A 26,160-nucleotide genomic window follows, 5' to 3' on the forward strand; every position below is an offset into this window, starting at 1 on the left:
GAGGGGCAGGGGTGTGGGACGTAAAGCGAAGCAGTCCCACACCCCTGCCCCGGAGGCCCGTCACCGCACCCACAGCCCCGCGCAGCGGACCCGGCCCGCCGCCAGGCGCAACGGCGAGAAACCACCCACGGCGGGAAAGCCGAAAACGTGGGAAGGCAGCCAAGCGCAGCGTCACGCCTCAAGCGTGACCGTGAAAGAGAAGCGGTCGCCGCGGTAGTGGATCCGGGCGACATCGACCGGGCGGCCGTCCTCGTCGTAGGTGATGCCCGTGTAGTGCAGGATCGGGCTGAGCAGCGGAACCTGCAGCAGCCGGGCGGTCTCCGGGTCGGCCAGCCGGGCCTCGACGCTGTCGGTGATCCGGCTGATCCGTACGCCCGCCCCGTCCCGCAGCACCTTCGTCATCGGCCAGCGCAGCAGATCCGCCGGATCGATCAGCTCGGCGACCTCGGGGCGTACGTAGTTGTGTGCGTGGTTGGTCGGCTCGCCGGTCTCCTCGTCGCTGCGCAGCCGACGGAATCCGGCCACCTCCGTCATATCCGGGAAGTACTCGGACAGTTCGGACGGTACCGGGGTGGCGCCGTGCTCCAGCAGTTCGGTGCTCATCCCGGACTGCTGGGCCACGATCGCGTCCACGGAGCCCAGCAGCCGCACCGGCGCCACACCTCCATTCCGCCGGCCGTCCGGCCCGCTCGGCTCGATGAAGGTGCCACGGCGCCGGTGCCGGCTGATCAGGCCCTCCGTCTCCAGCTCCTTGAGGGCCTGGCGCATGGTCAGCACGCTCACGCCGTAGTGCGCGGCGAGCGCGTCCTCGGTGGGCAGCCGCAGCGGCGCCTCGGGCGAGCGGCCCAGTATGGAGGCGCGCAACGACTGCGAGACCTGGTACCACAGCGGCAGCTTGCGGTTCAGGGCGAGCGAGTCGGGAGCGAAGGCGGTCACGAGGCGTTCCCCGGTGTCACAGGCGGAAATGACGTTGCAGACCCTGCCATACGTCGTCGTAGCCGCGCTGCAGATGGCCGGCGTCCCGGGCCTGTTCGGTCAGCGTCAGCGGCCAGCGGGTCTCGAACATGAAGGCCAGCCCGTCGTCGATCTTCTGCGGCCGCAGCTCGGCGGTGCTCGCCCGGTCGAAGGTCTCCCGGTCGGGCCCGTGCGCCGACATCATGTTGTGCAGGGAGCCGCCGCCCGGCACGAAACCCCCTTCTCCGGCCGTCTTGGCGTCGTAGGCGCCCTCGATCAGCCCCATGTACTCGGTCATCACATTGCGGTGGAAGTACGGCGGCCGGAAGGTGTCCTCGCCGACCAGCCAGCGCGGTGCGAAGGCCACGAAGTCCACACCCGCCAGCCCCGGGGTGTCGGAGGGGGCGGTGAGCACGGTGAAGATCGACGGGTCGGGGTGGTCGTAGCTGATCGAGCCGATGGCATTGAAGCGCCGCAGGTCGTAGACGTAGGGGACGTGGTTGCCGTGCCAGGCGACGACATCCAGCGGCGAATGGTCGTAGGTGGCCGTCCAGAGGTTGCCGCAGAACTTGTTGACCACCTCAACGGGGCCCTCGACGTCCTCGTAGGCGGCGACCGGAGCGCGGAAGTCGCGGGCGTTGGCGAGGCCGTTGGCGCCGATCGGGCCCAGGTCGGGGAGCTGGAAGGGGCGGCCGTAGTTCTCGCAGACATAGCCGCGGGCGGTCGGGCTCTGCCCGCCGTCGGGCGCGGTGTCCAGCAGCTCGACGCGGAAGCGGATGCCGCGCGGGATCAACGCCACCTCGCCCGGTTCGGCGTGCAGCAGGCCGAGTTCGGTGCGCAGCAGCAGCCCGCCGCGTTCCGGCACGATCAGCAGCTCGCCGTCCGCGTTGCCGAACACCCGCCGCTCCATGGAGGTGTTGGCGCAATAGAGGTGGACGGCCATGCCCGTGCGCTGGGTGGCATCGCCGTTGCCGCCCAGCGTCCACAGCCCGTCCAGGAAGTCGGCCGGGCCGGCGGGCTCGGGCAGCGGGTTCCAGCGCAGCCGGTTGGGGTCGGGGACGCAGTCGGTGAACGGCGCCGAGCGGACGGCGCGCTGCCCGGCGCGGACGAACGGCGGATGCGTGGCCGACGGGCGGATGCGGTAGAGCCAGGAGCGGTGGTTATGGCCGCGCGGTTCGGTGAAAGCGGACCCGCTGAGCTGCTCGGCATACAGCCCGAGCGGTGCGCGCTGGGGGGAGTTGCGGCCTATCGGGAGCGCGCCCGGGACGGCCTCCGAGCTGTGCTCGTTGCCGAAGCCGGTGGTGTACTCCAGCCCCTCGGCCGCCTTCCTCGCCTGCTCGTTGCCCGTGCCTGCCATCGCGTGCTCCCGCCGCTCAAGGAATCCTATGCAAGACCTTAGGATTGCCGTCGGGGGTCGTCAACGGAGACTCCCGGCCGCGTCGGCCGGATCGCGGCGGCTCAGCCGGCCCGCCGCGGTCGGCAGGATGGCTGTGGTCGGCGGTCGGTGACCGGCGGACGGTGACCGGTGGTCGGCCGGATCGCGGCGAGGGCACTCTGCCCGTCCGGACGGCGGGCAGGATGGACGGGTGCAGCAGCCGAACCCCCGCCCCGACCCTCCGCCCGCCTCCCTGCGTCGTGCACCCGTTCAGCAGCGCAGCGCCCAGCGCCTGGCCAGGATCCTGGATGCCTGTGCCGAAGTCCTGCAGGAGACCGGGTACGACGAGCTGAGCACCCGGGCCGTGGCCGGCCGCGCCGGTGTCCCGATCGGCTCCGTCTACCGCTTCTTCCCCAACAAGCGCGCCATGGCCGAGGCCCTCGCCCGACGCAATCTGGACGCCTACGCGGACCGCATCACCGCCCGGCTGACCGCCCCGGCCGGCCGGCCGCTCCCGTGGCGCCACGCGATGGACGTGGTGGTCGACGAATACCTCGCCATGAAGCGGACCGTGCCGGGCTTCGCCCTGGTGGAGTTCACCGTCCCCGCCCCGCGTGCCTCCCGGCAGGCCAATGACGAGGTCGCCGACCGGCTGCGCGCCCTCCTCGCAGGCCCACTCGGTCTGGACACCGCCGACGAGCGGCTGCGCACCGCCTTCCTGGTCGGTGTCGAGACGGCCGATGCGCTGCTCCAGCTCGCCTTCCGCACGGACCCGGCCGGCGATCCCGCCATCGTCACGGAGACCAAGGAACTGCTCCGGGCCTACCTGGCGCGTTATCTGGACGGGGCGGGCGCGGGTACGGGGGAGGGGGAGGGGTGATGGGGGAGGGGTGATGGGGAAGCGTGCGGGGGAGGCGGAGGCGTGAGGGGCGGCCGGGCGACGCCGACGGCCCCGCTTCCCGATGGCCCCGCTTCCCGACGGCCCCGCTTCCCGACGGCCCCGCTTCCCGGCGCCCCGGTGGGCGGCGGGCTGCCGGTTGTGCGCACGCCCGTCCGGGGAGATCCGTATTGACCTGGGGTTTTGCTCGTATTGCTCGCGCGTCAAGACCTTGTTAACAAAAGTTGGAGGGACCTACCGTCGCCTGAACTGCCACCCCCCGGCAGATGTTCAAGGGCGAACGTGAGGTACCCCTAATGCTGACAATCCTCGGATTCGTCATGATCGCCGCCTTCCTGGCGCTGATCATGATGAAGAAGATGTCACCGATGGCCGCGCTGGTGCTCATCCCCGCGCTGTTCTGCATCCTGGTCGGACAGGGCGCGCACCTGGGCGACTACGTCCTCAAGGGCATCGGCGACCTGGCCCCCACGGCCGCGATGCTGATGTTCGCCATCATCTACTTCGGGGTGATGATCGACGTCGGTCTCTTCGACCCGGTCGTCCGCGGCATCCTGAAGTTCTGCAAGGCCGATCCGGTGCGGGTGGTGATCGGCACGGCCCTGCTCGCCGCGATCGTCTCGCTCGACGGCGACGGCTCCACCACCTTCATGATCACCGTCTCGGCGCTCTACCCGCTCTACAAGCGGCTGAAGATGAGCCTCGTCGTCATGACCGGTGTCGCCGCCACGGCCAACGGCGTGATGAACACCCTCCCCTGGGGCGGCCCGACCGCCCGCGCCGCCACCGCGCTCAAGCTCGACGCCGGTGACATCTTCGTCCCGATGATCCCGGCCCTGGCCGTCGGCCTGGTCGCGGTCTTCGCCCTCGCGTACGTCCTCGGCCGGCGCGAGCGCAAGCGGCTCGGCGTGCTGACCCTCGGCGACACCCGGCTGGTGGCCGAGGCCGCGGACGAGAAGGAGACCGAACAGGTCCTGGTCGGCGCGGGCGCCGGTGGCACGGGGGGCGCGGGCCGCGGTACGCAGCGAGGCACCGGCGGCGCGGGCACCGGCACGGACGGCACCGGGACCGACGCCGACCGCGATGCGGCAACCGCCTCCGGCGGCCGGGCCGATGCCGATGCCGACGACGACGGCCTCCAGGTCCTGGACCCGCAGCGCGCCACCCTGCGCCCCAAGCTCTACTGGTTCAACGCCGCGCTCACCGTCGCGCTGCTCACCCTGCTGATCCTGCAGGCCCTGCCGATCCCGGTCCTCTTCCTCCTCGGCGCGGCCCTCGCCCTGACCGTGAACTTCCCGCAGATGAAGGACCAGAAGGCCCGCGTCGCCGCGCACGCCGAGAACGTGCTCAACGTGTCGGGAATGGTCTTCGCCGCCGCCGTCTTCACCGGCGTGCTCACCGGCACCGGCATGGTCGAGCACATGGCCCGCTGGCTGGTCAGCGGCATCCCCGACGCGCTCGGCCCGCACATGGGCATCGTCACCGGCGTCCTCAGCATCCCGCTGACCTACTTCATGTCCAACGACGGTTTCTACTTCGGCATCGTGCCGATCCTCGCCGAGGCCGGCGCCGCCCACGGCGTGGCCCCCATCGAGATCGCCCGTGCCTCCCTCGTCGGCCAGGCCCTGCACATGTCCAGCCCGTTGGTCCCCGCCGTCTACGTCCTCGTGGGCATGGCCAAGGTCGAGTTCGGCGACCACACCAAGTTCACCGTCAAGTGGGCCGCGCTGACCTCCCTGGTGGTCCTGTGCGCCGGTGTGCTCTTCGGCATCCTCTAGCTGACCGTCCCCGACCCCGCGAGGCCCGGCAGGAGTTGGCTGCTGCGCCTGGTCCTCACCTTCTCCTTCGCCCAAGGAGTGGTGAGCACGGCCAGGCCGGCCGTCTCCCACCGGGCCCTCGCGCTGGGACCGGCCGCCTCAGCTGTCGTCGGCGGCGCGGCGGCGGTTCTTCAGTCGCCGGCCGAAGGCGAAGGCGACGAAGGCCGCGAAAAGAGCGCCCACGGCCGGCAGCAGCAGGTCCCTGCTCTCCCAGCCGGTGGTCGCGGTGGTACCCGCCGCCGTACCGTGGGTCCCGGATTTCGTCGGAGCCGACCCCGCGGCGGAGTTCGCCCCAGGCATGGTGCCCGAGGCCGTCGTGCCCTTTGCGTTCGTGCCCTTGGCGTTCGTGCCCGAGGCGCCGGAGGTGTCCGAGGTACCGGAGGTGTCCGAGCCGGTCGTCGTCCCCCTCCCCGTGATCTTGAACGACCCCACGACTTTCTCCCGCCCGCCGGCCGGCGTGCACCGCAGATCGAGTGTGTGCCTGCCCGTGCCGTTCGCGACGACGTGCAGGGCGATGTCGCCGACGGCGATCCGCCCCTTGCCCGTCTTGCTGAAGGGGAGCGGGGGTGCGGCCCCGGCTGCCTTGATGTCAACGGCACCGGATGCCGGGATCCTGGTCTTGGCGATGTCGAGGGGCACGCTGATGCGCCTGTCGCCCTGCGGCGCGGCCACGACGATCTTCGCGTCCACGGTGCCCTCAACGGTCTTCACGTCGAACCTGTGGAGCCACGGTGTGAGGTCCGCGCCCACCGTCGTCCTCGCATTGATGGCGAATTTCCGGCTGTTCTCGCCGACCGCGACGGAATCCGGGATATCCGCGCCGATCTTCGCCGTGAAGGGCTGGTTGCCGATCTTCGGAACCTTGCAGGTGTATTGCAGCGTGTGCGAAACCGGTTGTGCGGCCGCGGTTCCGGCGCCGGAAACTCCCACGACTCCGACGGCGGCTCCTAATGCCGTCCCCACCGCAAGAGTGATCCTCACCCTCGACCTTTCCCTCTTGTACCTGGAATTCATATGCCACCCCCGTGAGTTGTTCCACTGTGTTGTGCATCGGTATGTGACTGTCGGGTATCCATGGAGCTTCCGGGTATCCCCGTATTCAAGACGCTGTTCCGGTCGCGGACGGTTCCGGGTCTGCCGTGTCCGGCGCACTCGATCGGTGGGAGGAGTGCTGCATCTGGAAGGCATCGGCCAGGTGGGCTTGGAGCCGAGCGTGGCGGAATTGGTAGACCGCGCCGGCCCGGCGCAACACACCTCGCTGGTGAGCGTCGTCCAGAAAAGCGATCACTGCCCAGGGCAGCCGCCCGGTCAGCGGCAACCACATACGCGACAGAGCCACCCACTGGCCCCAAGCGGTGAAACTCAGCCCATACCCGAGCCCGCCCCCGAAAGCCGCCTCAATCCCGAACACCAGCCCGGCCAGGAGCCCGCGGACAGGCCTGGACGCGAACCCGATTTCAGGCCCGGACGTGAGTGCGAAACCGATCCCCGCCGGGAGCCCGATCACGAGCATCCACACGAGCATATGGAAGATCACATTCTTGCGGTTCGTGGTCAACAGATCCGCGGCGCTGACCACGGATTTGATGTCCATGGGAGCTTCAATCCAGGCCATGATGCCGAGCACGACCCCGGTCCCGAGCCCTACTTCCAGCGGAAACAGGATCGCGCCCATGAGCCCGCCACTGAGTCCGTCGTCGAACCCGAGCGGCCCGACCACACACCTGTCCATGAACTCCAGCACCAGCGCGAACGGGACCCCGACCCCGAGCCCCAGCAGGAATCTGGAGACGGACTTGGCGCCCCTCTCCCTGCTCCCGCCGAAGATCTGTATGCGTACGTGCGACGGCTTGACCGGCGCGGCCCCGGACATCAACCCGTAGGCGAAGCCGAAGGCCAGCCCGGCGATGAGCCCGTGCAGGAGCCCGACCAGGATCCCTCGCTCGATCGCGAACGGGAGATCGCGCGACGTCCCGACCAAGTCCACGGGCAGGTTCCCGATCCCGGTCGTCACGCCGAAGGCCAGTGCGGCCACGAGCCCGACCACGAGCATGCGTGACGAACGGCGCATCGTCGTGCCCAGTTCCCACCAGGCGAGGTTGGGCGTGCCGAGTTCATTCAGGTGCGTGGCGAGGTAGCCGAGCCAGCGCTCGGCTCGGTCGGGGTGCCAATGACGGCGGTGGCCCGTACGGCGGCCGGTCGGTGAGGGGTCGTAGACGGCGGGGAGGAACGCCGCCAGGAGATGGCCGCGCAGGGCTTCGGGGGACGCGAACGCGGTGGTGTCCAGGAGTTCCGAGGGGCTGCGCCGGGGGGCATCGCTGTAGACGGTGCGGGCCAGGGCGACCATCAGCGGGGTGGTGAGCACCGCGGCGAGGTTCACCGCACCCGGGCTGCGCGGCTGTTCGCGCAGCTGGTCCAGGACCGGTCCCCACGCGGTGCGCTGCGTGCCACCCGCTGCGACCGGTCGGCTGGAGCGGTGCAGGTAGTCGGCGTAGTCGTCTACGGTGAGGCCCTCCAGCTCAATGACTGCGGCGGCCCTGAGCACGTCGGGTTCCGCGACGGCCTCGCGGTATTCCTTGGGGCGGCTGGTGAGCAGCAGCGGCGTGACGGTCCGGTCGAGCACTCGCAGCGCCGCACCGTGCAGGCCGCCTGCGATCTCGTCGAACCCGTCGAGAACGGGCAGGATCTTGCGCGCGTCGACCAGGGCGCCGGCCAGATTCCCTCCGTGCTCGGCCGGTGCTGCGAGGAAGGGGTAGTCGCGCACCAGTTGGCTGCACATCCAGTCCCGCAGCGAGGTGGTGGTCGGGTTCCACGAACTGAGGCCGAAGATCACCGGTACGGCGTCGCCGGGGGTGCGGGCGCCCAGCCAGTTGAGGACGAAGCGCAGGGTCAGGACCGACTTGCCCGAGCCGGCCTCGCCCAGGACCACCAGCCGACGGGACGGGATGGACCCGTAGACCTCCGCGATCCGGTCGAGCCGGCCGTCCAGCGGAAGGGGCCCCGAGGCCGTTCCGGGCGGGGCCTCACGGATGCTCTCCCAGTGATCGAACAGCTCCCGGGCAGGGGTGCACCGGAAGCGCACGGCGAGCGGGAACGGGTCGTGCACCCGCCGCTGCTGCTCCTCGCGACGCCATTGCGTGTCCACCTCGCGGGCGAGCCTCTTGGCCGACTCCTGCACCTGCGGCGCGTCGTTAGGCTCCGGCACATCCGGCGGCACGGGCGACGGAGGCGGGAGCTGTGTGAGCTCGTCGGCAAGGGGCGGCACGCCGATCAGATCGTTGAGTTCGCTGATCCGGTCCGGAGAGAGGTGATACCAGCGTTCCACGTTGCTTGCCACGAGCCTCCCGAGCCCGTCGGCCCGGTGATGTTCGCTGACCACCCCGATCGCATACCCGCCGCTCCACACCGCGGCCCCCGACATCCCCTCCCACGGGGAACGGCCCGGCTCGGAGTCGTACTCCGGAGGACTCACGGAGATCTCCAGCTTGCGTGTGCGCAGCCAGCCCCACGGTGTGGTCGTACCGCGCGCGTGGTGTGAATCCCGGTACCAGGTGGCAGCTTCACGGTCCGGTGACGCGGCATCGGGGCGCAGCCTGAACCTCGGGAATCCCAGAACTTCGCACTCCACGGGCTGCGTGATGCGGGCGAACCGCACCGGCGGGACCTCGACGTCGCGCAGTCCGCCGACGCCCGTATCGCCCACGATCTTGAGCACCGCGATATCCGAGGCGGAGTCCGCCCAGACGGGCTCGCCGGGTAACTCCGTAACGCCACCGTCCTCGGTGAGAAAACGCAGCTGCACCGACACTGCGTCACTCACCACATGCGCGGCGGTGAGCACCGCATCCCCGTTCACCCGGTAGCCCGACCCGCGCCGCCCCGCGCCCGCGTGCCGTGTGGTGACGACCTGGACCGTTCGCTGTGGGTCGAGGCCGTCCGGCCCGGACGCCCTGCTGTCTGCGGTATTCATTGCTCGTGCGTAACGGCGGTTCCGGAGACGAGCGGCGAGTGGCCCGACCCGGTGAGGGTCGGCTTCAGTGCCAGTGTGATGCGCTGGGTCCGGGTGGCGTTCACCGCCGCGTTCGCACCGGACTCCACCACCCAGAACCGTACCTTCGCCCCCGCGTTCCCGGTTCGCTCCAGAGCGACCGACACCTCCAGCTCGATGGTCCCCAACTCGAAGCGCAGCCGCTCACCCTCCGCCGCGACGACGGCCTGCTCCAGCTCCTCCCGCAGATCCCTGATCACGGTGGCTAACTCGATCACTTCACACCCCTTCACCGAGCCCGTCGGTCACCCAGGACTCTAGACCCGCGATGCGGTGCCGGGTGGCGTGTTCGGGGCTCGCGGCCGGCCGACTGCGAGGCGCTCGCCGACCACGCGCGTGCGCGGGCGAGCCCGGTACCGGCGGGTCCGGCACCACGACCCACCGGCCGGCCCGTCATGCGGGCACGGCCTGCCCATGACCGAGCCCATGACCCAGCCCATGACCGAGCCCGTGACCGAGCCGACGACCGAACCGAGACCGAGCCGTTGACCAACGTAAGGGCCTCTGAATCCCTTCGAAAGGGGCATCCAGGCTCGTGGCGAGCATCACCCCATCGGGTGACGGGCTACCTGGCGGCGCAAAACTACCGGCGCTAGTTTGGGGTGGACGACCAGCAGCCCGCCCGGGAGGACCACGACGTGAAGCAGCACGACGCGATGTACATCGACGGAAGCTGGCGGCCCGCCGAGGGCAGCGGCACGATCGAGGTCGTCAACCCGGCCGACGGGCAGGTCTTCGCCACCGTCCCGGCCGGCTCGGCACAGGACGTGGACGCCGCGGTCCGCGCCGCCCGCGCGGCCCTGCCGGGCTGGGCCGCCACCCCGCCCCGGGAGCGCGCGGCCCGGCTGGCCGCGCTGCGCGACCAACTCGCCGCGCGCGCCGAGGAGATCGCCGAGACCGTCACCGCCGAACTCGGCTCGCCGCCCGCCCTCAGCACGACGGTGCACGCCGGGCTGCCGCTCGCGGTCTGCGGCTCGTACGCCGAACTGGCCGGCACGTACTCCTTCGAGGAGAAGATCGGCAACTCCACCGTGCTGCACGAACCGGTGGGAGTGGTGGGTGCGATCACCCCCTGGAACTACCCCCTGCACCAGGTCGTCGCCAAGGTCGCCCCGGCGCTCGCGGCCGGCTGCACGGTGGTGCTCAAACCCGCCGAGGACACCCCGCTGGTCGCCCAGCTCTTCGCCGAGTGTGTCGATGCGGCCCGGATACCCGCCGGCGTCTTCAACCTCGTCACCGGACTCGGCCCGGTCGCCGGGCAGGCGCTCGCCGAGCACGAGGGGGTCGACCTGGTCTCCTTCACCGGCTCGACGGCCGTCGGCAAGCGGATCGGTGCCCTCGCGGGCGCCGCGGTCAAGCGGGTGGCGCTGGAGCTGGGCGGCAAGTCCGCCAATGTCATCCTGCCCAGCGCCGATCTGCCCAGGGCGGTCGCGGTGGGCGTCGCCAATGTCATGGCCAACTCCGGCCAGACCTGCAGCGCCTGGACCCGGATGCTGGTCCACCAGGACCGGTACGCCGAGGCCGTCGAGCTGGCGACGGCGGCGGCCGCCAAGTACGTCCCGGGGGAGAGGGTCGGCCCGCTGGTCAGCGCCAAGCAGCGGGACCGGGTGCGCGGCTACATCGAGCAGGGCATCGCCGAGGGCGCACGGGTCGTGGCGGGCGGTCCACAGGCGCCCGCCGGGACGGGCTACTACATCACACCGACGGTCTTCGCCGATGTCACCCCGGAGATGACCATCGCCCAGGAGGAGATCTTCGGCCCGGTCCTGTCGATCCTGAAGTACGAGGACGAGGACGACGCCGCCCGGATCGCCAATGACACCGTCTACGGGCTGGCCGGCGCGGTCTGGGCGGGCGACGACGCCGAGGCGGTCGCCTTCGCCCGCCGTCTGGACACCGGGCAGGTCGACATCAACGGGGGCCGGTTCAACCCCCTTGCCCCGTTCGGCGGTTACAAGCAGTCGGGCGTCGGCCGCGAGCTGGGCCCGCACGGACTGACCGAATACCTGCAGACCAAGTCGCTGCAGTTCTGATCCGGGGGCGGGGCCCGGCGGGGCGGGGCCCGGCCGATGCCGCACCCCGCCGCGCTGCTCGCCCTTCCTCGCCGGCCCCACCACCCCTACCACCCCCGCCAGCCCCGCACTCCGTACTCCGACTCCCCACCGAGGAGCGTCCTTCCGTGGTCCGCGCCGCCGTACTGTCCGCCGTCAACGCCCCCTTGCGGGTCACCGAGATCAACCTGCCCGAGCCCGGCCCAGGACAGGTCCGTATCCGGCTCGCCGCCGCCGGCGTCTGCCACTCCGACCTGTCCCTCTCCAACGGCACCCTGCGCCAGCCGGCCCCGGCCGTCCTCGGCCACGAGGGCGCGGGCACCGTCACCGCGGTGGGCCCCGAGGTGACCACGGTGGCCCCCGGCGACCAGGTCGTCCTCAACTGGGCGCCGTCCTGCGGCGACTGCCACTTCTGCGGGCTGGCCGAGCCCTGGCTGTGCGCCCGCTCCGGCCTCGCCGCGGACGCTCCGTACGCCACGCTCGCCGCCGACGCCACCGACCTCTACCCCGGCCTCGGCACCGCCGCGTTCGCCGAGGAGACCGTGGTGCCCGCGCGGGCCGCGCTGCCGCTGCCCGACGGGGTGCCGCTCGCCGACGCGGCGCTGCTCGGCTGCGCGGTGCTCACCGGCTGGGGCGCCGTGCACCACAACGCCCGGGTACGAGCCGGGGAGTCGGTCGCGGTCTTCGGCGTCGGCGGCGTGGGCCTGGCCACGCTGCAGGCGGCGCGGATCGCGGGCGCCGGGCAGATCGTGGCCGTGGATGTCTCGCCGGAGAAGGAGGAGCTGGCCCGCGCGGCCGGCGCCACCGAGTACGTGGTGGCCGGTGACGACACCGCCAAGCGCATCCGCAAGCTCACCTCGGGCGTGGGCGCCGATGTCGCCGTGGAGTGCGTGGGCCGCGCCGACACCATCCGTACGGCCTGGTCGGCGACCCGCCGCGGCGGCCGTACGACCGTCGTCGGCATCGGCGGGCAGGACCAGCAGGTGACCTTCTCCGCCCTGGAGCTCTTCTACTTCGGCCGGACGCTCTCCGGCTGCGTCTACGGCAACAGCGACCCCGCCCGCGACCTCCCCGTCCTCGCGGAACATGTCCGCTCCGGCGCGCTCGACCTGTCCGCACTGGTCACCGACCGGATCGGTCTGGACGACATTCCGGCCGCCTTCGACGCCATGCTGGCAGGCAAGGGCGGGCGGGCGTTGGTGGTGTTCTAAAACCGGCCCCCGGGGCAGCCCGACCTGCAAGATCCAGCCGGCCGGACAGGGTGTTGGCTTTCGGCCGTCATCTGTCGAGCAGGTCCCGGATCGCCTGCAGCACGGCATCGGGGCGGCGCCAGTGGATGGTGACGTGCCCGGCGCCCTCGATGAGGCGGTTCTCGCCGCGTGGGACCGATTTGGCCAGCGCGGTGTAGAGCCGACGCTTGCCGTCGATCTCCTCGCGGAGGAGCGACTCGGATTCGCCTGCGGACACGGCCTTCTTGAAGGCATCGATGTCCGTGGCAGTGAGGACGATCAACGGCACGTCGGGCATCGGTCCCGCGTGACGCATCTCGTCGTAGAGCTGATCGATGTTCTTCACTTCCTGGATACCGACCCGCAGCCATTCCGGGCTGACGCGGCGTTCGATGAGCGGCTCGCGGACCTCCTCCGGCCAGTCGGTCAGCTCCTGTGCGAACAGGTCGCGGTAGAGCTGGACGAGTTCGTCGGGCAGCTCGTCGGGCATCGCCTGGTCGGGGTCCCATGACTCCCACTGGTCGACCAGTTGCCGGGGCATGTAGGCGTTGTAGTCCTCGTGCGCCGGGTCCAGCAGGAGCAGGCCGGAGACTTCGTCCGGGAAACGCGTCGCATAGTGGCGCGCGTAGAGGCCGCCGAGGGAGTGGCCGACCAGCAGATAGGGGGCGGGCACACCGGCGGTGCGCAGCAGCCGGCGCAGCTCGTCGGTCACCTCGACGGAGGTGCGCGGCAGTTCGACCCGGTCGCTCCACCCCGTTCCGGCCCGGTCGTAGACCACGCTCGTGGTGAGCTCAGCGGCCCGCGACTGGACGTTCCAGTAGTCCAGCCCGGCCGTGCCGGCCCCGGGCAGGAACACCACCGACGGGCTCCCGCTGCCCGACCGGTGCACCAGTAACCGTCGGCCCCCCACCTCGTAGTACCGCCCCAGGGGCGGCGCTGCCTCGGTTGTCGTGTCGGGGCACACCTCGGACGGTCGCTCTTCCATCGCTGACTCCCTCATGTCGGTGGGGGGCTGCATTCCCAGTTTTGGGAAAGGTACCAGATGTGGGATTGTGGGGTGGTGGACACGCTTGATCTCCTCCTGCATCCGGTGCGGGTGCGCATCGTGCACGCCATGTCCGGCGGGCGCACGCGCACCACCTCCGACCTGTGCGCGAGTCTGCCCGACGTCCCCAAAACCACGCTGTACCGGCACGTCGGCCTGCTGGCCGGGGCGGGAGTGCTGGAAGTCGTCGGCGAACAGCGGGTGCACGGCGCCGTCGAACGTCGCTACCGCCTGCGCCGCGAGCGGGCGACGATCGACGCGGAAGCGGCCGCGTCGATGTCACTGGAAGACCACCGTCACGGGTTCACGGCTGCCCTGGCCGCCCTGCACGCCGAATTCAACGCCTACCTGGACCGGGATCATGCAGACCCGACCGCCGACTCGGTGGGCTACCTGCAGATTCCGCTCTGGCTCGACCAGGACGAACTCGCCGATCTCATCGGCGAGTTGCGCAGTGTCCTCGCATCCAGGATGGGCAACGCACCCGCGGCGGATCGCAGCCTTCACATGCTGAGCCCGATCGTGTTCCCGATGGGGGAGCGACCGCAGCAGGACTGACCAGCGGGACTGGACTGACCAGCGGGACTGACCAGCGGGACTGACCGGCGGGACTGATCAGCAGGACTGGCCAGAGGGACTGGCCAGTAGGACGACCGCTGCCGGCGAGACGGCGCGCGGCGGCGGCGTCACCCCCTCATCCGCCGGCCTCGGGCGGACTGCGGTGACGACTCCGACCGTGCGACCGACGCGCCCTTTGCGGCCAAAGGCTTCGACACCGTCCCCACTCGGCGAAGAGGGGGCGCTTGCGGCCTCGCTTTGCGGCGGCCGTCGATGCTCTGGCGCAGGGGACGCCCCGGTATCTGCACAACGGGTCTACGGCGCCGTAGAACTACGGCTGCGTTCGCGCCAGTTCTTCCAGTCCTTGGTGGCCCACGTCCGGGGCGCTCATGGCCAGCCAGCCGTGGCCGTGTATCTCGGCGTCGGCGTCCACCGGGCCCGGATGCACGGACAAGTACTCGCACGCTTCCATGGCGCCGGCTGTGCCCTCGTGGGGCTCGGTCTCGTCGAACTCCGGGTCGAAGTCCTCGTCGTCCACGGCCCGCGTTTCCCACGGCAGGGGCTCGCCCACCCATTCGGGATTGCTCTCCAGCGCGTACCGGCGCCGGATGCGGCCGGCTTCGGCGACCGCCCAGATATCCGCTCCGCCCGCGAAGTCTTCATAGAACATCTGGGCCTCGCCGCAGTGGGCGCTCAGTCGCTCCAGGGCCCCCGTCATGTCGTCCCAGCCCCGGCCGATGACACTGTCGAGGTTGCCGCATATCAGGCGCCAGCCGTCGATTTCCGGGGTGACGAAGACGGGGTCGGCGGTCGGCCGGGCCGGCAGGTCGGCCACGTCGAGCCCCTCACGGAAGGTGACCGGGACCCGGTCATGGAGGTCCAGTGCCGCGAACAAGCCCTCGTGGTACGCACCGGGCACCACGTACCACCAACAGGTCGGGAGGTGGAACGGCGGCTTCTCGCCGGCGGCCTTGAGCAGGGCGCGGCGCGCCAGCAGCTTCTTGTCCCGCTCTCCCAGCCGGTCGGTGAATCCGGCCCTCAGCAGGGCACCCAGTCGGTTCTCGCTCATGATCGAGGAGCCTACGGCGCACCGCTGACACCCTCCGCAGCAGTCAGCAGTCAGCAGTCAGCAGTCAGCGGTCAGCAGAGGGCAGGAGTCGCGGGCCGGGGTGATGGGAGGCGCGCCCCGGCCCGCGCGGCGGCGGTCGTGCGCCGGGAGCCGGGCCGCGCGCTCAGCGGCCGTTCGGCGGCAGGAGTTCCGGATGCTGCAGCGCCAGGCCGTCCACCAGTGCCTGCAGCCCGGTCTCGAAGGCGCCCTCGTCGACCTGGCGCTGATGCTCCGCCAGGAGGTGGGCCTGGCCAAGGTGCGGGTAGTCGGCGGGGTCGTAGGCGCTCGGGTCGTCCACGAAGCCGCGGGCGAACGAGCCCAGCGCGGAGCCCGCCACGAAGTAACGGACCATCGCGCAGACCCTGGTGGCCTGGGCGGGCGGCCATCCCGCCTCGACCATCCCGCCGAACGCCGCATCGGCCATCTTCAGTCCGGCGGGGCGGCGGCCGGGTCCTTGGGCGAGGAACGGCACGATCTGCGGATGTGCGGAGAGTGCCGCGCGGTAGGAGCGGGCCCAGGCGAGCAGCCCGGCGCGCCAGTCCGCGCCCGTCCCGAAGCCCGACACGTCGACCTGCGCGATGACCGTGTCGGCCACCGCGTCGAGGATCTCGTCCTTGGTCGTGAAGTGGTTGTAGAGGGACGGCCCGCTCACGCCCAGCTCCGCCGCCAGGCGCCGGGTGGAGAGCGCCGGCAGCCCCTCGGAGTCGATGAGTGCCAGCGCCGTGGAGACGATGCGCTCGCGGCTCAGCAGGGGCTTGCGGGGTCGGGCCATGACCCACATAGTAGGGGCTGCCCACCAAAAACTAGCAGTGCTAATTAATTGGTGTTGTTGTTCATGTTCTCGTCCACGTGCTCGTCCACGTGCTCGTCCACGTGCTCGTCCACTTACTTGTCTACGTACTCGTCTACGTTCTCTTCCATAAGGGGTCCGAGATGAACCTGGAGCTCAGCGCGGAGCAGGCCGCGGTACGGCAGCTCGCCAAGGACTTCGCGGACCGCGAGATCACCCCGTACGCCACCGCCTGGGACCGTGCGGAGCAGGTCGACCGGAGCATCGTGACGAAGCTGGGCGGCCTCGGCTTCCTCGGGCTCACCGTCCCCGAGGAGTACGGCGGCTCCGGCGGCGACCACCTCTCCTATGTCCTGGTCACCGAGGAGTTGGGCCGCGCCGACTCCTCGGTGCGCGGCATCGTCTCGGTCTCCCTGGGGCTGGTGGCCAAGACTCTCGCCTCCTGGGGCGACGAGGAGCAGAAGCGGACGTGGCTGCCGCGGCTCACCTCCGGAGAGGCGGTCGGCTGCTTCGGTCTGACCGAGCCGGGTACCGGCTCCGACGCCGCGAACCTCGCCACCCGGGCGGTCCGCGACGGGGACTCGTACGTCATCGACGGCACCAAGATGTTCATCACCAACGGCACCTGGGCCGATGTCGTGCTGCTCTTCGCCCGCACCGGCGGCGCTCCGGGGCATCAGGGCATCAGCGCCTTCCTCGTCCCGGCGGACAGCCCCGGCCTGGAGCGCCGGGAGATCCACGGCAAGCTGGGGCTGCGCGGCCAGGCCACCGCGGAACTGGTCCTGAAGGGCGTACGGGTCCCGGCCGCCGCCATGCTCGGTCCCGAGGGCAAGGGGTTCTCGGTTGCGATGTCCGCGCTGGCCAAGGGCCGGATGTCGGTGGCCGCCGGCTGTGTGGGCATCGCCCAGGCCGCCCTGGACGCCGCCCTCGGCTACGCGGGCGAGCGCGAGCAGTTCGGCAAGCCCCTCGCCCGGCACCAGCTGGTGCAGGAGCTGATCAGCGATATCGCCGTGGACGTCGACGCCGCGCGCCTGCTGACCTGGCGGGTGGCCGATCTGATCGAGCGCGGCGAGCCGTTCGTCACCGCCGCGTCGAAGGCCAAGCTGTTCGCCTCCGAGGCCGCGGTGCGGGCTGCCAACAACGCCCTCCAGGTCTTCGGCGGCTACGGCTACATCGACGAGTACCCGGTCGGCAAGCTGCTGCGGGACGCCCGGGTGATGACCCTGTACGAGGGCACCAGCCAGATACAGAAACTGGTCATCGGCCGTGCGCTGACCGGGGTCTCCGCCTTCTGACCGGTGTGCCCGCGGGTGCTCGCCGGTCCGTCCACGGGTGCTCGCCGGTCCGTCCGCGGGCGCTGACCGGTCGGTTCGCGGGCGTCCCGGCTGCCTGCCGTCAGACCCTAAGCGCTTGCTCAGCGGCGCGATATGGTGTTCGATCCGTCAGAGGAGGGTCCCTGGCGGATCGAGGAGCGGGGTACGCGATGGGTGCGGCGGCGAAGCGGGCCGAAGAGGAGAACCAGGAGTGGGCCGGGGTGACCCCGGACGCCGCGCGGCGCCTGGTCAGCGCCGCCGTCGAGGCCTTCGCCGAGCGTGGCTACCACGCCACCACCACCCGTGACATCGCCGGCCGCGCCGGTATGAGCCCGGCCGCCCTCTACATCCACTACAAGACCAAGGAAGAGCTGCTGTACCGCATCAGCGGCATCGGCCACGAGAAGGCGCTGCGCATCATGGAGGCCGCCGCCGAGGCCGAGGGCAGTGCCGCCGAGCGCCTTCGCGACGCCGTGCGGACCTTCGCCTGCTGGCATGCCGAGCACCACACCACCGCCCGGGTCATCCAGTACGAGCTCCAGGCGCTGAGCCCCGAGCACTACACCGAGATCACCGGTCTGCGGCGCCGTACGGACCGGGTGCTGCGGCAGATCATCCAGGACGGTGCGGACAGTGGGGAGTTCCAGGCCGACGACGTGCCGGGCACCACCCTCGCGGTGCTGTCGCTGTGCGTGGACGTCGCCCGCTGGTTCACGGCCCGGGGCCCGCGGACGCCCGACGAGGTCGGCACCCTCTACGCCGACCTCGTACTGCGCATGGTGGGTGCGCCGGTCGCCTGAAGCGCGTGGTAGCCGGTTTGACGTGCAACCCCTGCCGGCATGCCCCGGTGAGCGGCTTTTGCCGGTCTTCCCCGGGCATCAGCGCCTCTCGGCCGACGGCACCCCTTGCTTCTTGAAGCTCTTCGCCCATTTCCGGGAGGTGGAGGCGCCCATCGCCAAGATCCCCACTCCCATGCATAACCACCAAATGGACCACAAGGTCGCCCCGACACCGGTCTCCCGGAAGCGCAGCCCGCTGCCGATCCAGGACTCGACCACGTCGCGCTTCTCGCCGGCCGGATAGTCCTCCGCGTTCTCCAGCCTTCCGCTCCACCCGTCGTGGCGCTTCGCCGCCGTGGTCGGCGCGCGGTCAGGGCATCTTCCCGGCGGGCGGCCCCGCCGCGTCAGGCCCCGCGACGGGTGCGCGCGCCCGACGCCGCGCCCCGGCGCCCGGCTACAGGTAGAAGCGGCTGACCGACTCCGCGACACAGACCGGCTTGTCGCCGCCCTCGCGCTCGATGGTCACGACCGTGGCGAGCTGGACGCCGCCGGGCACCTCGGTCACCTCCGCGATCCTGGCGGTGGCGCGCAGCCGTGAGCCGACCGGGACGGTGGCGGGGAAACGGACCTTGTTGGTGCCGTAGTTGATGCCCATCTTCACGTTGTCGACCCGCATCAGCTGCGGTACGAAGGCGGGCAGCAGCGACAGCGTCAGGTAGCCGTGCGCGATGGTGGTGCCGAAGGGGCCGCTCGCGGCCTTCTCCTGGTCCACATGGATCCACTGGTGATCGCCGGTGGCCTCCGCGAACAGGTCGATCCGCTTCTGGTCGATCTCCAGCCAGTCGCTGGTGCCCAGCTCCGCACCGACTGCGTCGCGCAGTTCGTCGAGCGATCCGAACACTCGGGGCTGTGCCATTTTCGTCCGCCTCTCGGGATCCATCCGCCGCCGTGGTGCACCGGCCGACGCTTACTAAGCGCTTGCTCAGCATGCTGAGTGCGGGTGCCCGATGTCAACGGTCCGGCGAGCCCCGGAGGACAGGGGGTCTCCCCGGTCTTGGTGGGCAAGGCCGGCGGTGCCGGATGCCGCAGGCTCGCGGAGACCGGGAAGGCACCCCAAGGGTCGCCTAGGGTTGAACCGTGCCCCAGCTTCCGTACAAGGTTCACGAGCTCACCGTCGGCCAGCTTTCCGCGCGCAGCGGCGCCGCGGTCTCCGCGCTGCACTTCTACGAGTCCAAGGGGCTGATCAGCAGCACCCGGACGGCGGGCAACCAGCGTCGCTACACCCGTGACGCGCTGCGCCGGGTGGCGTTCGTGCGGGCGGCGCAGCGGGTGGGGATCCCGCTTGCGGTGATCCGTGACGCACTGGCCGAGCTGCCCGACGAACGCACGCCCAACCGCGCCGACTGGGCCCGGCTCTCCGCGGTCTGGCGTGCCGAGCTGGACGAGCGGATCGGTCAACTCGTCGAGCTGCGCGACCGGTTGTCGGACTGCATCGGCTGTGGCTGCCTCTCACTGGAGACCTGCGCGCTGTCCAACCCGTACGACAGCCTCGGTGAGCAGGGGCCCGGCGCGCGACGGCTGCGGGTCGACCGGAGCGTCGAGGACCCGGAGGGGGCGCAGCAGCGCGCGGGCGGCGAGCAGCGGCCTACGCGGGTTCGGTCCGGCGAGCGGGACGAGCAAGGGTGCTGTACGGACGAGCCGTGAGCGCGGGTGCGCCCGCCCCTTGGTACGGGTGCGCCCGCCCCACAGCGCGGACGCGCCTGCCCTGTCACGCGGGTGCGCCCGCCCCATGACGGGGCGGGCGCGGGTGTTCCGGCTCCGTCACCACATGGACGGGGTGCGGCCCGCCCACGGGCGGGCCTGCTCCAGCTGCGCCGACAGCGCGATCAAGGTGGCCTCGTCGCCGTACCGCCCGGCCAGCATCACCCCGATCGGCAGGCCCTCGGCGTTCCACTGCAGCGGGACGCTCACCGCGGGCTGGCCCGTGGCGTTGTAGAGCGCGGTGAAGGGGGCGAAGGCGCCGATGGCGGCGAACTCGGCCTGAGGATCGGCGTCGTTGCGCAGCCCGCCGACCGGCACCGGAGGCGCGGCCACCGTGGGCGAGAGGATCACGTCATAGCCGGTGCCCGGCGGCATCAGGCCGTCCGCGACGGACTGGGCGAGAATCCGGAACGCGTACATCGAGCGTGCGAAGTCCGTTCCGGAGACCTCGGCGCCGCGGGCGCGCAGATGGCGGGTGAGCGGCATCAGCAGCTCCTCGCGCTCCGGCGGTACGGGGCGGCTCGCGGCGAGCACCGACCAGACTCGGGTGAAGGCGAGCAGGATGCCGTCGTCGGCCGGCAGGGACAACTCCTCGACCTCGTGGCCGAGCCCGGTCAGCAGGGCGGCGGTGTCGGTGGTGGCGGTGCGGCAGTCGGAGTGGACCTCGATGCCGGGGACGGGCGCCTCGGTGAGGCAGGCGATCCGCAGCCGTCCGGGGTCGCGGCGGGCGTGTGCGGCGAAGGTCTCCCCGGGCGCCAGTGACGGCGCGGCGAACGGGTCGCCGGGCATCGCGCCCGCCATGACGTCCAGCAGGGTGGCCGCGTCCGCGACCGTACGGGCCAGTGGTCCCGAGGTGGCCAGGCCGGAGATGTCGTGCAGCAGCGGGCCGCCGCTGATCCGGCCGCGGCTGGGTTTGATGCCGAACAGTCCGCAGACGGAGGCCGGGATACGGACCGAGCCGCCGCCGTCGCTGGCGTGCGCGAGCGGTGCCAGGCCGCCGGCCACGGCCGCGGCCGCCCCGCCGCTGGAGCCGCCCGCCGAGAGATCCAGGTCCCACGGGGTGCGGGCGGGCGGTGCCAAGTCGTTCTCGGTGTAGCACGGCAGCCCGAATTCGGGGGTGTTGGTCTTGCCGAGCAGGATCGTGCCGCCCGCCCGCAGCTTGTGGACGACATGGTCGTCGACGGTCGGCACCTGCCCGGCCAGCGCCCGGGAACCCATCGTGCAGCGCACCCCGGCGACCTGATTGAGGTCCTTCACGGGGACGGGGACGCCGTGCAGCGGCGGGAGCGCACGGCCCTCCCGGCGGGCCGCGGCGGCCTCGCTCTCGGCGTCCGAGGCCTGCTTACGGGCTGTCTCCGGGGTGCGGGTGAGGAAGGCACCGAGGGAGTCGTCGAGCCGCTCGATCCGTGTCAGGTAGTGCTCGGTGAGTTCCACGGGGGAGAGCTCACCCGACCGGATTCCTTCGGCCTGTTCGAGCGCGGTCAGATCGTGCAGTTCGGCCATGGACGTCCACCCTCTCCTACGGGTGCCCGTACGGCCCTGTGCCGTACGGGCGGGAGGGCCGACGACACCAGGCGGGCGCGATGCCGGTATGGGTGGTCAGCCCGTGAACAGTTGTTTCAGCTTGAGGGGCGGCTCGTAAAGGCCGCAGCGGAACGGGATGCCGACCCGGAGCCGGACGAGGGCGGGCAGGAGGGCGTGGTGGGCGGGACGAGCCGGCGGCTCCACCCCGGAGGGGCGACGATGCGGGAGCCGGCGAGCGCGATCATGCGGCGGAACGCACCTCGCCGGTCATCGCCGGAACGTACCTCGCCGGTCATCGCCGGAACGCACCTCGCCGGTCATCCGCCGGTCATCCGCCGGGAAGGCCGCTCAGCAAGGTCGCTGCAGCGGACACCAGTTGGGCATTGGCGGTAGCCGGCCGGCCGTCGGGCAGCAGCAGGGTGTCCTCGATGCCGATCCGGGTGGACAGGCCCAGCTCGCCGGCCAGCCGCAGCACGGGCCAGGCCCCGCCGTCCATCCCGTGCAGCAGCACCGGGCGGCCGGGCGCGGCGCCGGCCACGGCGGTCAGCAGCTCACGCGCGAGGGGCGGCGCGGACCCGGCGTCGGTGTCCATCACTTCGGCCAGCACCCGCAGCACCCGCGGCGCGAGCGGTGAGCGGGCGAACGACTCCGCGGCGTCCGTGCCCGACCAGATGCCGGCCTCGATGCCTATGCCGCGCTCCAGCAGGGCGGCGGCGACGGCTTCGGCGCCCGGCTCGTGCCAGTTCACCGAGGCGTGGTCGGGCAGTACCGTCCAGGAGCGGACCCGCTCCGCGCGGACTGCGGGATCCGGCTCGCACCAGGCGCCGGTCGTCACCCCGACCGGGACATCCACCACCGCCCGGACGGCTTCCAGGGCGGCGGCCACCACTTGCGGCGCAAGGGAGTCCTCGCCGCACGGGGTCTTGGGGTGGACATGGACATCGCAGGCACCGGCCGCCACCGCCTGCTGCGCGGCCTCGGCGAGGGCGGCCGGTGACACCGGAACCGCCGCGGAATCGGCCGCCGTACGGGGGCCGTTGAGACAGACCTGAAGCATGCCCCGATGATGACAGCAGGGTATGACAGTGGCACTGATTCCGGCCGTTCCGGTGTCACCGGCCGTACGGCGGCGCTAGGTGTCTTGCGCTGTGAGCTGAGGGGACGCGGCCTGGCGCCTCAGGCCGCCGCGAACGCCTCCGCTTCGTGCATCCGCGCCCGGCCCGCCGCGGCCAGCGCCTCGTGCGTCAGCACGGACAGCGGGGCCAGCACCCCGCACTGCCGGCAGGCCGGCCCGGCTGCCGGTGCGTCCACCGAGTCCGGGATCCAGGCGAAGCGGGTGCCGCCGCACACCGGGCAGTCGCGGCGCTGCCGCCCGGCTTCCATCGCCACGATCATGCGGTGCAGCACCACCGCGAGGCGGGCCGCGGGGTGGCGCTGCGGTGACTCGCACGGCACGATGTCGCAGCCGCCCCAGGTCCGCCGGTGCCATTCGTCGATCGCGCCGGGCTGCCGGATGCCGTCGTGCTTCTCCTTGCGGCGCCGGGCGGCGAACTCTTCCTCGTACGCGAGCCAGAGCGTGCGGGCCTCTTCCAGCTCGGCGAGCGCGGCCATCAGCCGCTCCGGATCGGGGTCGCGGTCCTGGGTCGCGATACCGGCCCGGGTGCACAGATGGTGCCAGGTCGCCCGATGCCCGTAAGGGGCAAAGCGTTCAAGGCACTTGCGCAGGGCCGTGCGCCGCTGAGCCGCGACGAGTCGTGGATTGCGGACCTGTTCTGCGAGGGCTCTGAAACCGGCCATTTCATCCCACCTCCGTGGGGAGGATCCGACTGAACGGAGATGGGACGTAGCGGATCGCCAACTGGATCCATCGAACTTTCTTGCGGTTTCGGGGGGCGATGTTCCGAGGTGCCGGGGGCGCCGGCGGAAACTCCCGCCGGAAGGGGAAAAGTTGACTGTTGTTCATCTTCCGGTCGGGGATAACCGGCGGTAACGTCCCGCCCGCCCTCCCCCGCGCCCGTGACGGGCAGGGGACCCCCAGCGAGGAGCAGGAATGCGACGACGTACCGGAAGGCTCAGGACCGCCGCCGCGGTGGCCCTGTTCGCCCTGGGTGCCACGTTCTTGGCACCGCCCCCCACCGCGGCCGCGGCCGCCGCACCCGATGACGCCCACGACTACTGCCAGGGCCAGTGCGCCGACATCCTGCCGCCCGGCGCCACCGGCAACGCCACCCTGGTGGAGATCCTCGGCAACAAGCTGTTCGGCACCCATCCCGAGCACTCCGCCGACCAACTCGGCCCGTACGGCGCGCTGGCGAGCGGCTATCAGTCGCTCACCGACGACACCCTCACCCAGTTCTTCAACGATGCCTCCTTCGGCGTCCCCCAGGACCAGGTCGGCAAGGTCACCACGCCCCGCAACGACGTGACCATCACCCGGGACAAGAAGACCGGGGTGCCGCACATCAAGGGCACCACCCGTTACGGCACCGAGTTCGGCGCCGGCTACGCCGCGGGCCAGGACCGGCTCTGGCTGATGGACCTCTTCCGCCACATCGGCCGCGGCGAACTGACCTCCTTCGCCGGCGGCGCGCTCGCCAACCAGGGCCTGGAGCAGCAGTTCTGGCCGCAGGCGCCCTACACCGAAGCCGATCTCCAGGCCCAGGTCGACACCATCCGCGACTCCAACGGCGAGCGCGGCAAACTGGCCATGGAAGACGCCCAGGCCTATATCGACGGCATCAACGCCTACCGCGAACAGTCCAAGAACGGCCGCTACTTCCCCGGCGAGTACGTCCTCACCGGGCATGTCGACGCGATCACCAACGCCGGTGAGATCCAGCCCTTCAAGCTCACCGATCTGATAGCCCTCGCCTCCGTCGTCGGCGGCCTCTTCGGCAACGGCGGAGGCGGTGAGGTCCCCTCGGCCCTCGCGCTGCTCTCCGCCCAGCAGAAGTACGGCGTCGAGAAGGGCACCGAGGTCTGGGAGTCCTTCCGGGAGCGCAACGACCCCGAGGCCGCCAAGACCCTGCACGACGGCAGCAGTTTCCCGTACGCGGTCAAGCCGGCCAAGGCCAAGGGCACCGCACTGCCCGACCCCGGCTCGGTCACCCCCGAGCCGCTGGTCCACGACCGCACCGGCGCGGCCACCGTCAAGAGCGGGACACCGCCGCGGGACCCGGTCAAGGCGCCCAAGAAGTACAAGAAGCTGGAAGGTCTCTTCAAGGACGGGGTGCTGCCCAAGGGGAGCTTCGACCCCACCCAGCACCGCGGGATGTCCAACGCCCTGCTGGTCTCCGGCAAGCACTCCGCCAGCGGCCACCCGGTCGCCGTCTTCGGCCCGCAGACCGGCTACTTCGCGCCGCAGCTCCTGATGCTCCAGGAGATCCAGGGGCCCGGCATCAGCGCCCGCGGCGCCTCCTTCGCGGGCGTGGGGATGTACGTCCAGCTCGGCCGCGGCCAGGACTACGCCTGGAGCGCCACCTCCGCCGGCCAGGACATCACCGACACCTACGCCGTGGAGCTCTGCAACGCGGACGGCTCCGCGCCCACCAAGGACTCCGCCTCCTACCGCTACCGCGGCGCCTGCGTCCCCATGGAGAAGCTGGAGCGCACCAACTCCTGGAAGCCCACCGTCGCCGACCCGACGGCGGCCGGCTCCTACCGGATGCAGGTCTTCCGGACGAAGTACGGGACCGTCACCCACCGCGCCACCGTCGACGGCAAGCCCGTCGCCTACACCGCACAGCGCTCCACCTACCGCCACGAGGCCGACTCGATCATCGGCTTCCAGATGTTCAACGACCCGTCCTACGTCCGCGACGCCCAGACCTTCCAGAAGGCCGCCGAGCACATCGGCTACGCCTTCAACTGGTTCTACGCCGACTCCCGTGACATCGCGTACTACAACAGCGGTCTCAACCCGGTCCGCAACCCCGAGGTCGACCCCTCACTGCCCATCAAGGCGGAGGACGCCTACGAGTGGAAGGGCTACGACCCGGCCACCAACACCACCGACTACACCCCGCCCGCCCAGCATCCGCAGTCCGTCGGCCAGGACTACTACATCTCGTGGAACAACAAGCAGGCCAAGGACTACGACTCGGCCGGCTTCGGCAACGGGTCGGTGCACCGCGGCAACCTGCTGGACGACCGGGTGCGCGCACTGACCGAGGACGGCGGGGTGACCCGGGCGTCGCTGACCCGCGCCATGTCCGAGGCCGCCGTCACCGACCTGCGCGGCGAGGACGTGCTGCCCGAACTCCTGCGGGTCCTGCAGAGCAAGCCCGTCACCGATCCGAAGCTGAAGACCGCGGTCCAGCAGCTGGAGGCCTGGCGCAAGGACGGCGCCCAGCGCCGGGAGACCGCCGCGGGCTCGCACACCTACACCCACCCCGACGCCGTACGCCTCATGGACGCCTGGTGGCCGCTGATGATCGACGCGGTCTTCAAGCCGGGGCTGGGCGGCGACCTCTATGACGCGCTGCGGGCCAACCTCGGGATCGACGAATCCCCGTCGGCAGGCCACGGCCCGACCGGGGCGCACGCCGGATCGGCCTTCCAGTACGGCTGGTGGAGCTACGCGGACAAGGATCTGCGGTCGGTGCTCGGTGACAAGGTGGCGGGCCCGCTCGCGCAGCCGTACTGCGGGAACGGTGAACTGTCCGCCTGCCGCGACACCTTGCTGGCCACACTCCAGCAGGCGAGCGGGAAGACGGCCGAGCAGGTCTACCCCGGCGACGACAGCTGCAAGGCCGGCGACCAGTGGTGCGCGGACGCGATCATCCACCGCGCGGTGGGCGGTCTGACCCACGACACCATCAGCTGGCAGAACCGGCCGACCTACCAGCAGGTCGTGGAGTTCCCGGCACACCGGTAGCGGCACCGCGGGACCGGCGGACGGTCCCACGGCA

21 protein-coding genes are annotated in these 26,160 nt (G+C 71.2%); 9 read left to right on the forward strand and 12 right to left on the reverse strand.

Annotated elements, in window-relative coordinates:
* Positions 1-171: 171 nt before the first annotated feature.
* Positions 172-936, reverse strand: coding sequence for a GntR family transcriptional regulator (locus tag ACF088_RS21575; RefSeq protein ID WP_392377396.1), 765 nt, complete (start codon positions 934-936; stop codon positions 172-174).
* A 16-nt stretch (positions 937-952) separates the two neighbouring features.
* Positions 953-2,311, reverse strand: a complete 1,359-nt coding sequence (hmgA, locus tag ACF088_RS21580; RefSeq protein WP_392377397.1) for a homogentisate 1,2-dioxygenase — start codon at positions 2,309-2,311, stop codon at positions 953-955.
* A 229-nt stretch (positions 2,312-2,540) separates the two neighbouring features.
* Here hmgA and ACF088_RS21585 point away from each other — a divergent pair, with 229 nt between their 5' ends.
* Together ACF088_RS21585 and ACF088_RS21590 are read left to right on the forward strand one after the other, a co-directional pair.
* On the forward strand, positions 2,541-3,209 hold the full coding sequence (locus tag ACF088_RS21585; RefSeq protein WP_392377398.1) for a TetR family transcriptional regulator: 669 nt from the start codon (positions 2,541-2,543) through the stop codon (positions 3,207-3,209).
* Between the two features lie 314 nt (positions 3,210-3,523).
* Positions 3,524-5,005, forward strand: coding sequence for a CitMHS family transporter (locus tag ACF088_RS21590; RefSeq protein ID WP_392377399.1), 1,482 nt, complete (start codon positions 3,524-3,526; stop codon positions 5,003-5,005).
* A gap of 138 nt (positions 5,006-5,143) precedes the next feature.
* On the opposite strand, the gene ACF088_RS21595 is transcribed toward ACF088_RS21590, so the two are convergent.
* From ACF088_RS21595 to ACF088_RS21605, 3 genes are all read right to left on the reverse strand, one after another.
* Entirely contained in the window at positions 5,144-5,974 is an 831-nt protein-coding gene (locus ACF088_RS21595) for a DUF6801 domain-containing protein (RefSeq protein WP_392377400.1), read from the reverse strand.
* Between the two features lie 169 nt (positions 5,975-6,143).
* On the reverse strand, positions 6,144-9,014 hold the full coding sequence (locus tag ACF088_RS21600; protein WP_392377401.1) for an NACHT domain-containing protein: 2,871 nt from the start codon (positions 9,012-9,014) through the stop codon (positions 6,144-6,146).
* Positions 9,011-9,310 (reverse strand): trypco2 family protein, encoded by a 300-nt coding sequence (locus ACF088_RS21605; RefSeq protein ID WP_392377402.1) that lies wholly within the window; start codon positions 9,308-9,310, stop codon positions 9,011-9,013. Before ACF088_RS21605 ends, ACF088_RS21600 begins: the two co-directional genes overlap by 4 nt.
* 420 nt (positions 9,311-9,730) lie before the next feature.
* Here ACF088_RS21605 and ACF088_RS21610 point away from each other — a divergent pair, with 420 nt between their 5' ends.
* Entirely contained in the window at positions 9,731-11,125 is a 1,395-nt protein-coding gene (locus tag ACF088_RS21610; RefSeq protein ID WP_392377403.1) for an aldehyde dehydrogenase family protein, read from the forward strand.
* A gap of 146 nt (positions 11,126-11,271) precedes the next feature.
* Positions 11,272-12,354 carry a Zn-dependent alcohol dehydrogenase gene (locus ACF088_RS21615; RefSeq protein ID WP_392377404.1) on the forward strand — a complete coding sequence of 361 codons (1,083 nt, stop codon included), beginning with the start codon at positions 11,272-11,274 and terminating at the stop codon, positions 12,352-12,354.
* Between the two features lie 67 nt (positions 12,355-12,421).
* Here ACF088_RS21615 and ACF088_RS21620 read toward each other — a convergent pair whose 3' ends face one another.
* Positions 12,422-13,357 carry an alpha/beta fold hydrolase gene (locus tag ACF088_RS21620; protein ID WP_392377405.1) on the reverse strand — a complete coding sequence of 312 codons (936 nt, stop codon included), beginning with the start codon at positions 13,355-13,357 and terminating at the stop codon, positions 12,422-12,424.
* A 75-nt stretch (positions 13,358-13,432) separates the two neighbouring features.
* Between ACF088_RS21620 and ACF088_RS21625 the strand changes: the two genes are divergently transcribed.
* Complete coding sequence (locus ACF088_RS21625; RefSeq protein WP_392377406.1) at positions 13,433-13,975, forward strand: helix-turn-helix domain-containing protein; 543 nt, start codon at positions 13,433-13,435, stop codon at positions 13,973-13,975.
* 331 nt (positions 13,976-14,306) lie between these two features.
* On the opposite strand, the gene ACF088_RS21630 is transcribed toward ACF088_RS21625, so the two are convergent.
* A complete protein-coding gene (locus ACF088_RS21630; protein ID WP_392377407.1) occupies positions 14,307-15,044 on the reverse strand; it encodes a hypothetical protein in 738 nt (245 codons plus the stop codon).
* 163 nt (positions 15,045-15,207) lie between these two features.
* Positions 15,208-15,855, reverse strand: coding sequence for a TetR/AcrR family transcriptional regulator (locus ACF088_RS21635; RefSeq protein ID WP_392377408.1), 648 nt, complete (start codon positions 15,853-15,855; stop codon positions 15,208-15,210).
* A 161-nt stretch (positions 15,856-16,016) separates the two neighbouring features.
* On the opposite strand from ACF088_RS21635, the gene ACF088_RS21640 reads away from it, so the two are divergent.
* Together ACF088_RS21640 and ACF088_RS21645 are read left to right on the forward strand one after the other, a co-directional pair.
* Entirely contained in the window at positions 16,017-17,168 is a 1,152-nt protein-coding gene (locus ACF088_RS21640) for an acyl-CoA dehydrogenase family protein (protein WP_392377596.1), read from the forward strand.
* Between the two features lie 188 nt (positions 17,169-17,356).
* Positions 17,357-17,986 (forward strand): TetR/AcrR family transcriptional regulator, encoded by a 630-nt coding sequence (locus ACF088_RS21645; RefSeq protein WP_392377409.1) that lies wholly within the window; start codon positions 17,357-17,359, stop codon positions 17,984-17,986.
* Between the two features lie 433 nt (positions 17,987-18,419).
* On the opposite strand, the gene ACF088_RS21650 is transcribed toward ACF088_RS21645, so the two are convergent.
* Positions 18,420-18,881, reverse strand: coding sequence for a MaoC family dehydratase (locus ACF088_RS21650; RefSeq protein WP_392377410.1), 462 nt, complete (start codon positions 18,879-18,881; stop codon positions 18,420-18,422).
* Between the two features lie 221 nt (positions 18,882-19,102).
* Between ACF088_RS21650 and soxR the strand changes: the two genes are divergently transcribed.
* On the forward strand, positions 19,103-19,669 hold the full coding sequence (gene soxR, locus ACF088_RS21655; RefSeq protein WP_392377411.1) for a redox-sensitive transcriptional activator SoxR: 567 nt from the start codon (positions 19,103-19,105) through the stop codon (positions 19,667-19,669).
* A 117-nt stretch (positions 19,670-19,786) separates the two neighbouring features.
* Here the strand turns inward: soxR and ACF088_RS21660 are convergent, their stop codons facing one another.
* The 3 genes from ACF088_RS21660 to ACF088_RS21670 all read right to left on the reverse strand — a co-directional run bounded on the left by ACF088_RS21660 (position 19,787) and on the right by ACF088_RS21670 (position 23,047).
* Complete coding sequence (locus ACF088_RS21660; protein WP_392377412.1) at positions 19,787-21,229, reverse strand: amidase; 1,443 nt, start codon at positions 21,227-21,229, stop codon at positions 19,787-19,789.
* A 349-nt stretch (positions 21,230-21,578) separates the two neighbouring features.
* Complete coding sequence (locus ACF088_RS21665) at positions 21,579-22,307, reverse strand: 3-keto-5-aminohexanoate cleavage protein (protein ID WP_392377413.1); 729 nt, start codon at positions 22,305-22,307, stop codon at positions 21,579-21,581.
* 119 nt (positions 22,308-22,426) lie between these two features.
* On the reverse strand, positions 22,427-23,047 hold the full coding sequence (locus tag ACF088_RS21670; RefSeq protein WP_392377414.1) for a hypothetical protein: 621 nt from the start codon (positions 23,045-23,047) through the stop codon (positions 22,427-22,429).
* Positions 23,048-23,300: 253 nt separating this feature from the next.
* Between ACF088_RS21670 and ACF088_RS21675 the strand changes: the two genes are divergently transcribed.
* Positions 23,301-26,126, forward strand: a complete 2,826-nt coding sequence (locus ACF088_RS21675) for a penicillin acylase family protein (protein ID WP_392377415.1) — start codon at positions 23,301-23,303, stop codon at positions 26,124-26,126.
* Positions 26,127-26,160 lie beyond the last annotated feature (34 nt).

Source organism: Streptomyces sp. NPDC015125 (genome assembly GCF_043080045.1).
Classification (GTDB): Bacteria; Actinomycetota; Actinomycetes; order Streptomycetales; family Streptomycetaceae; genus Streptomyces.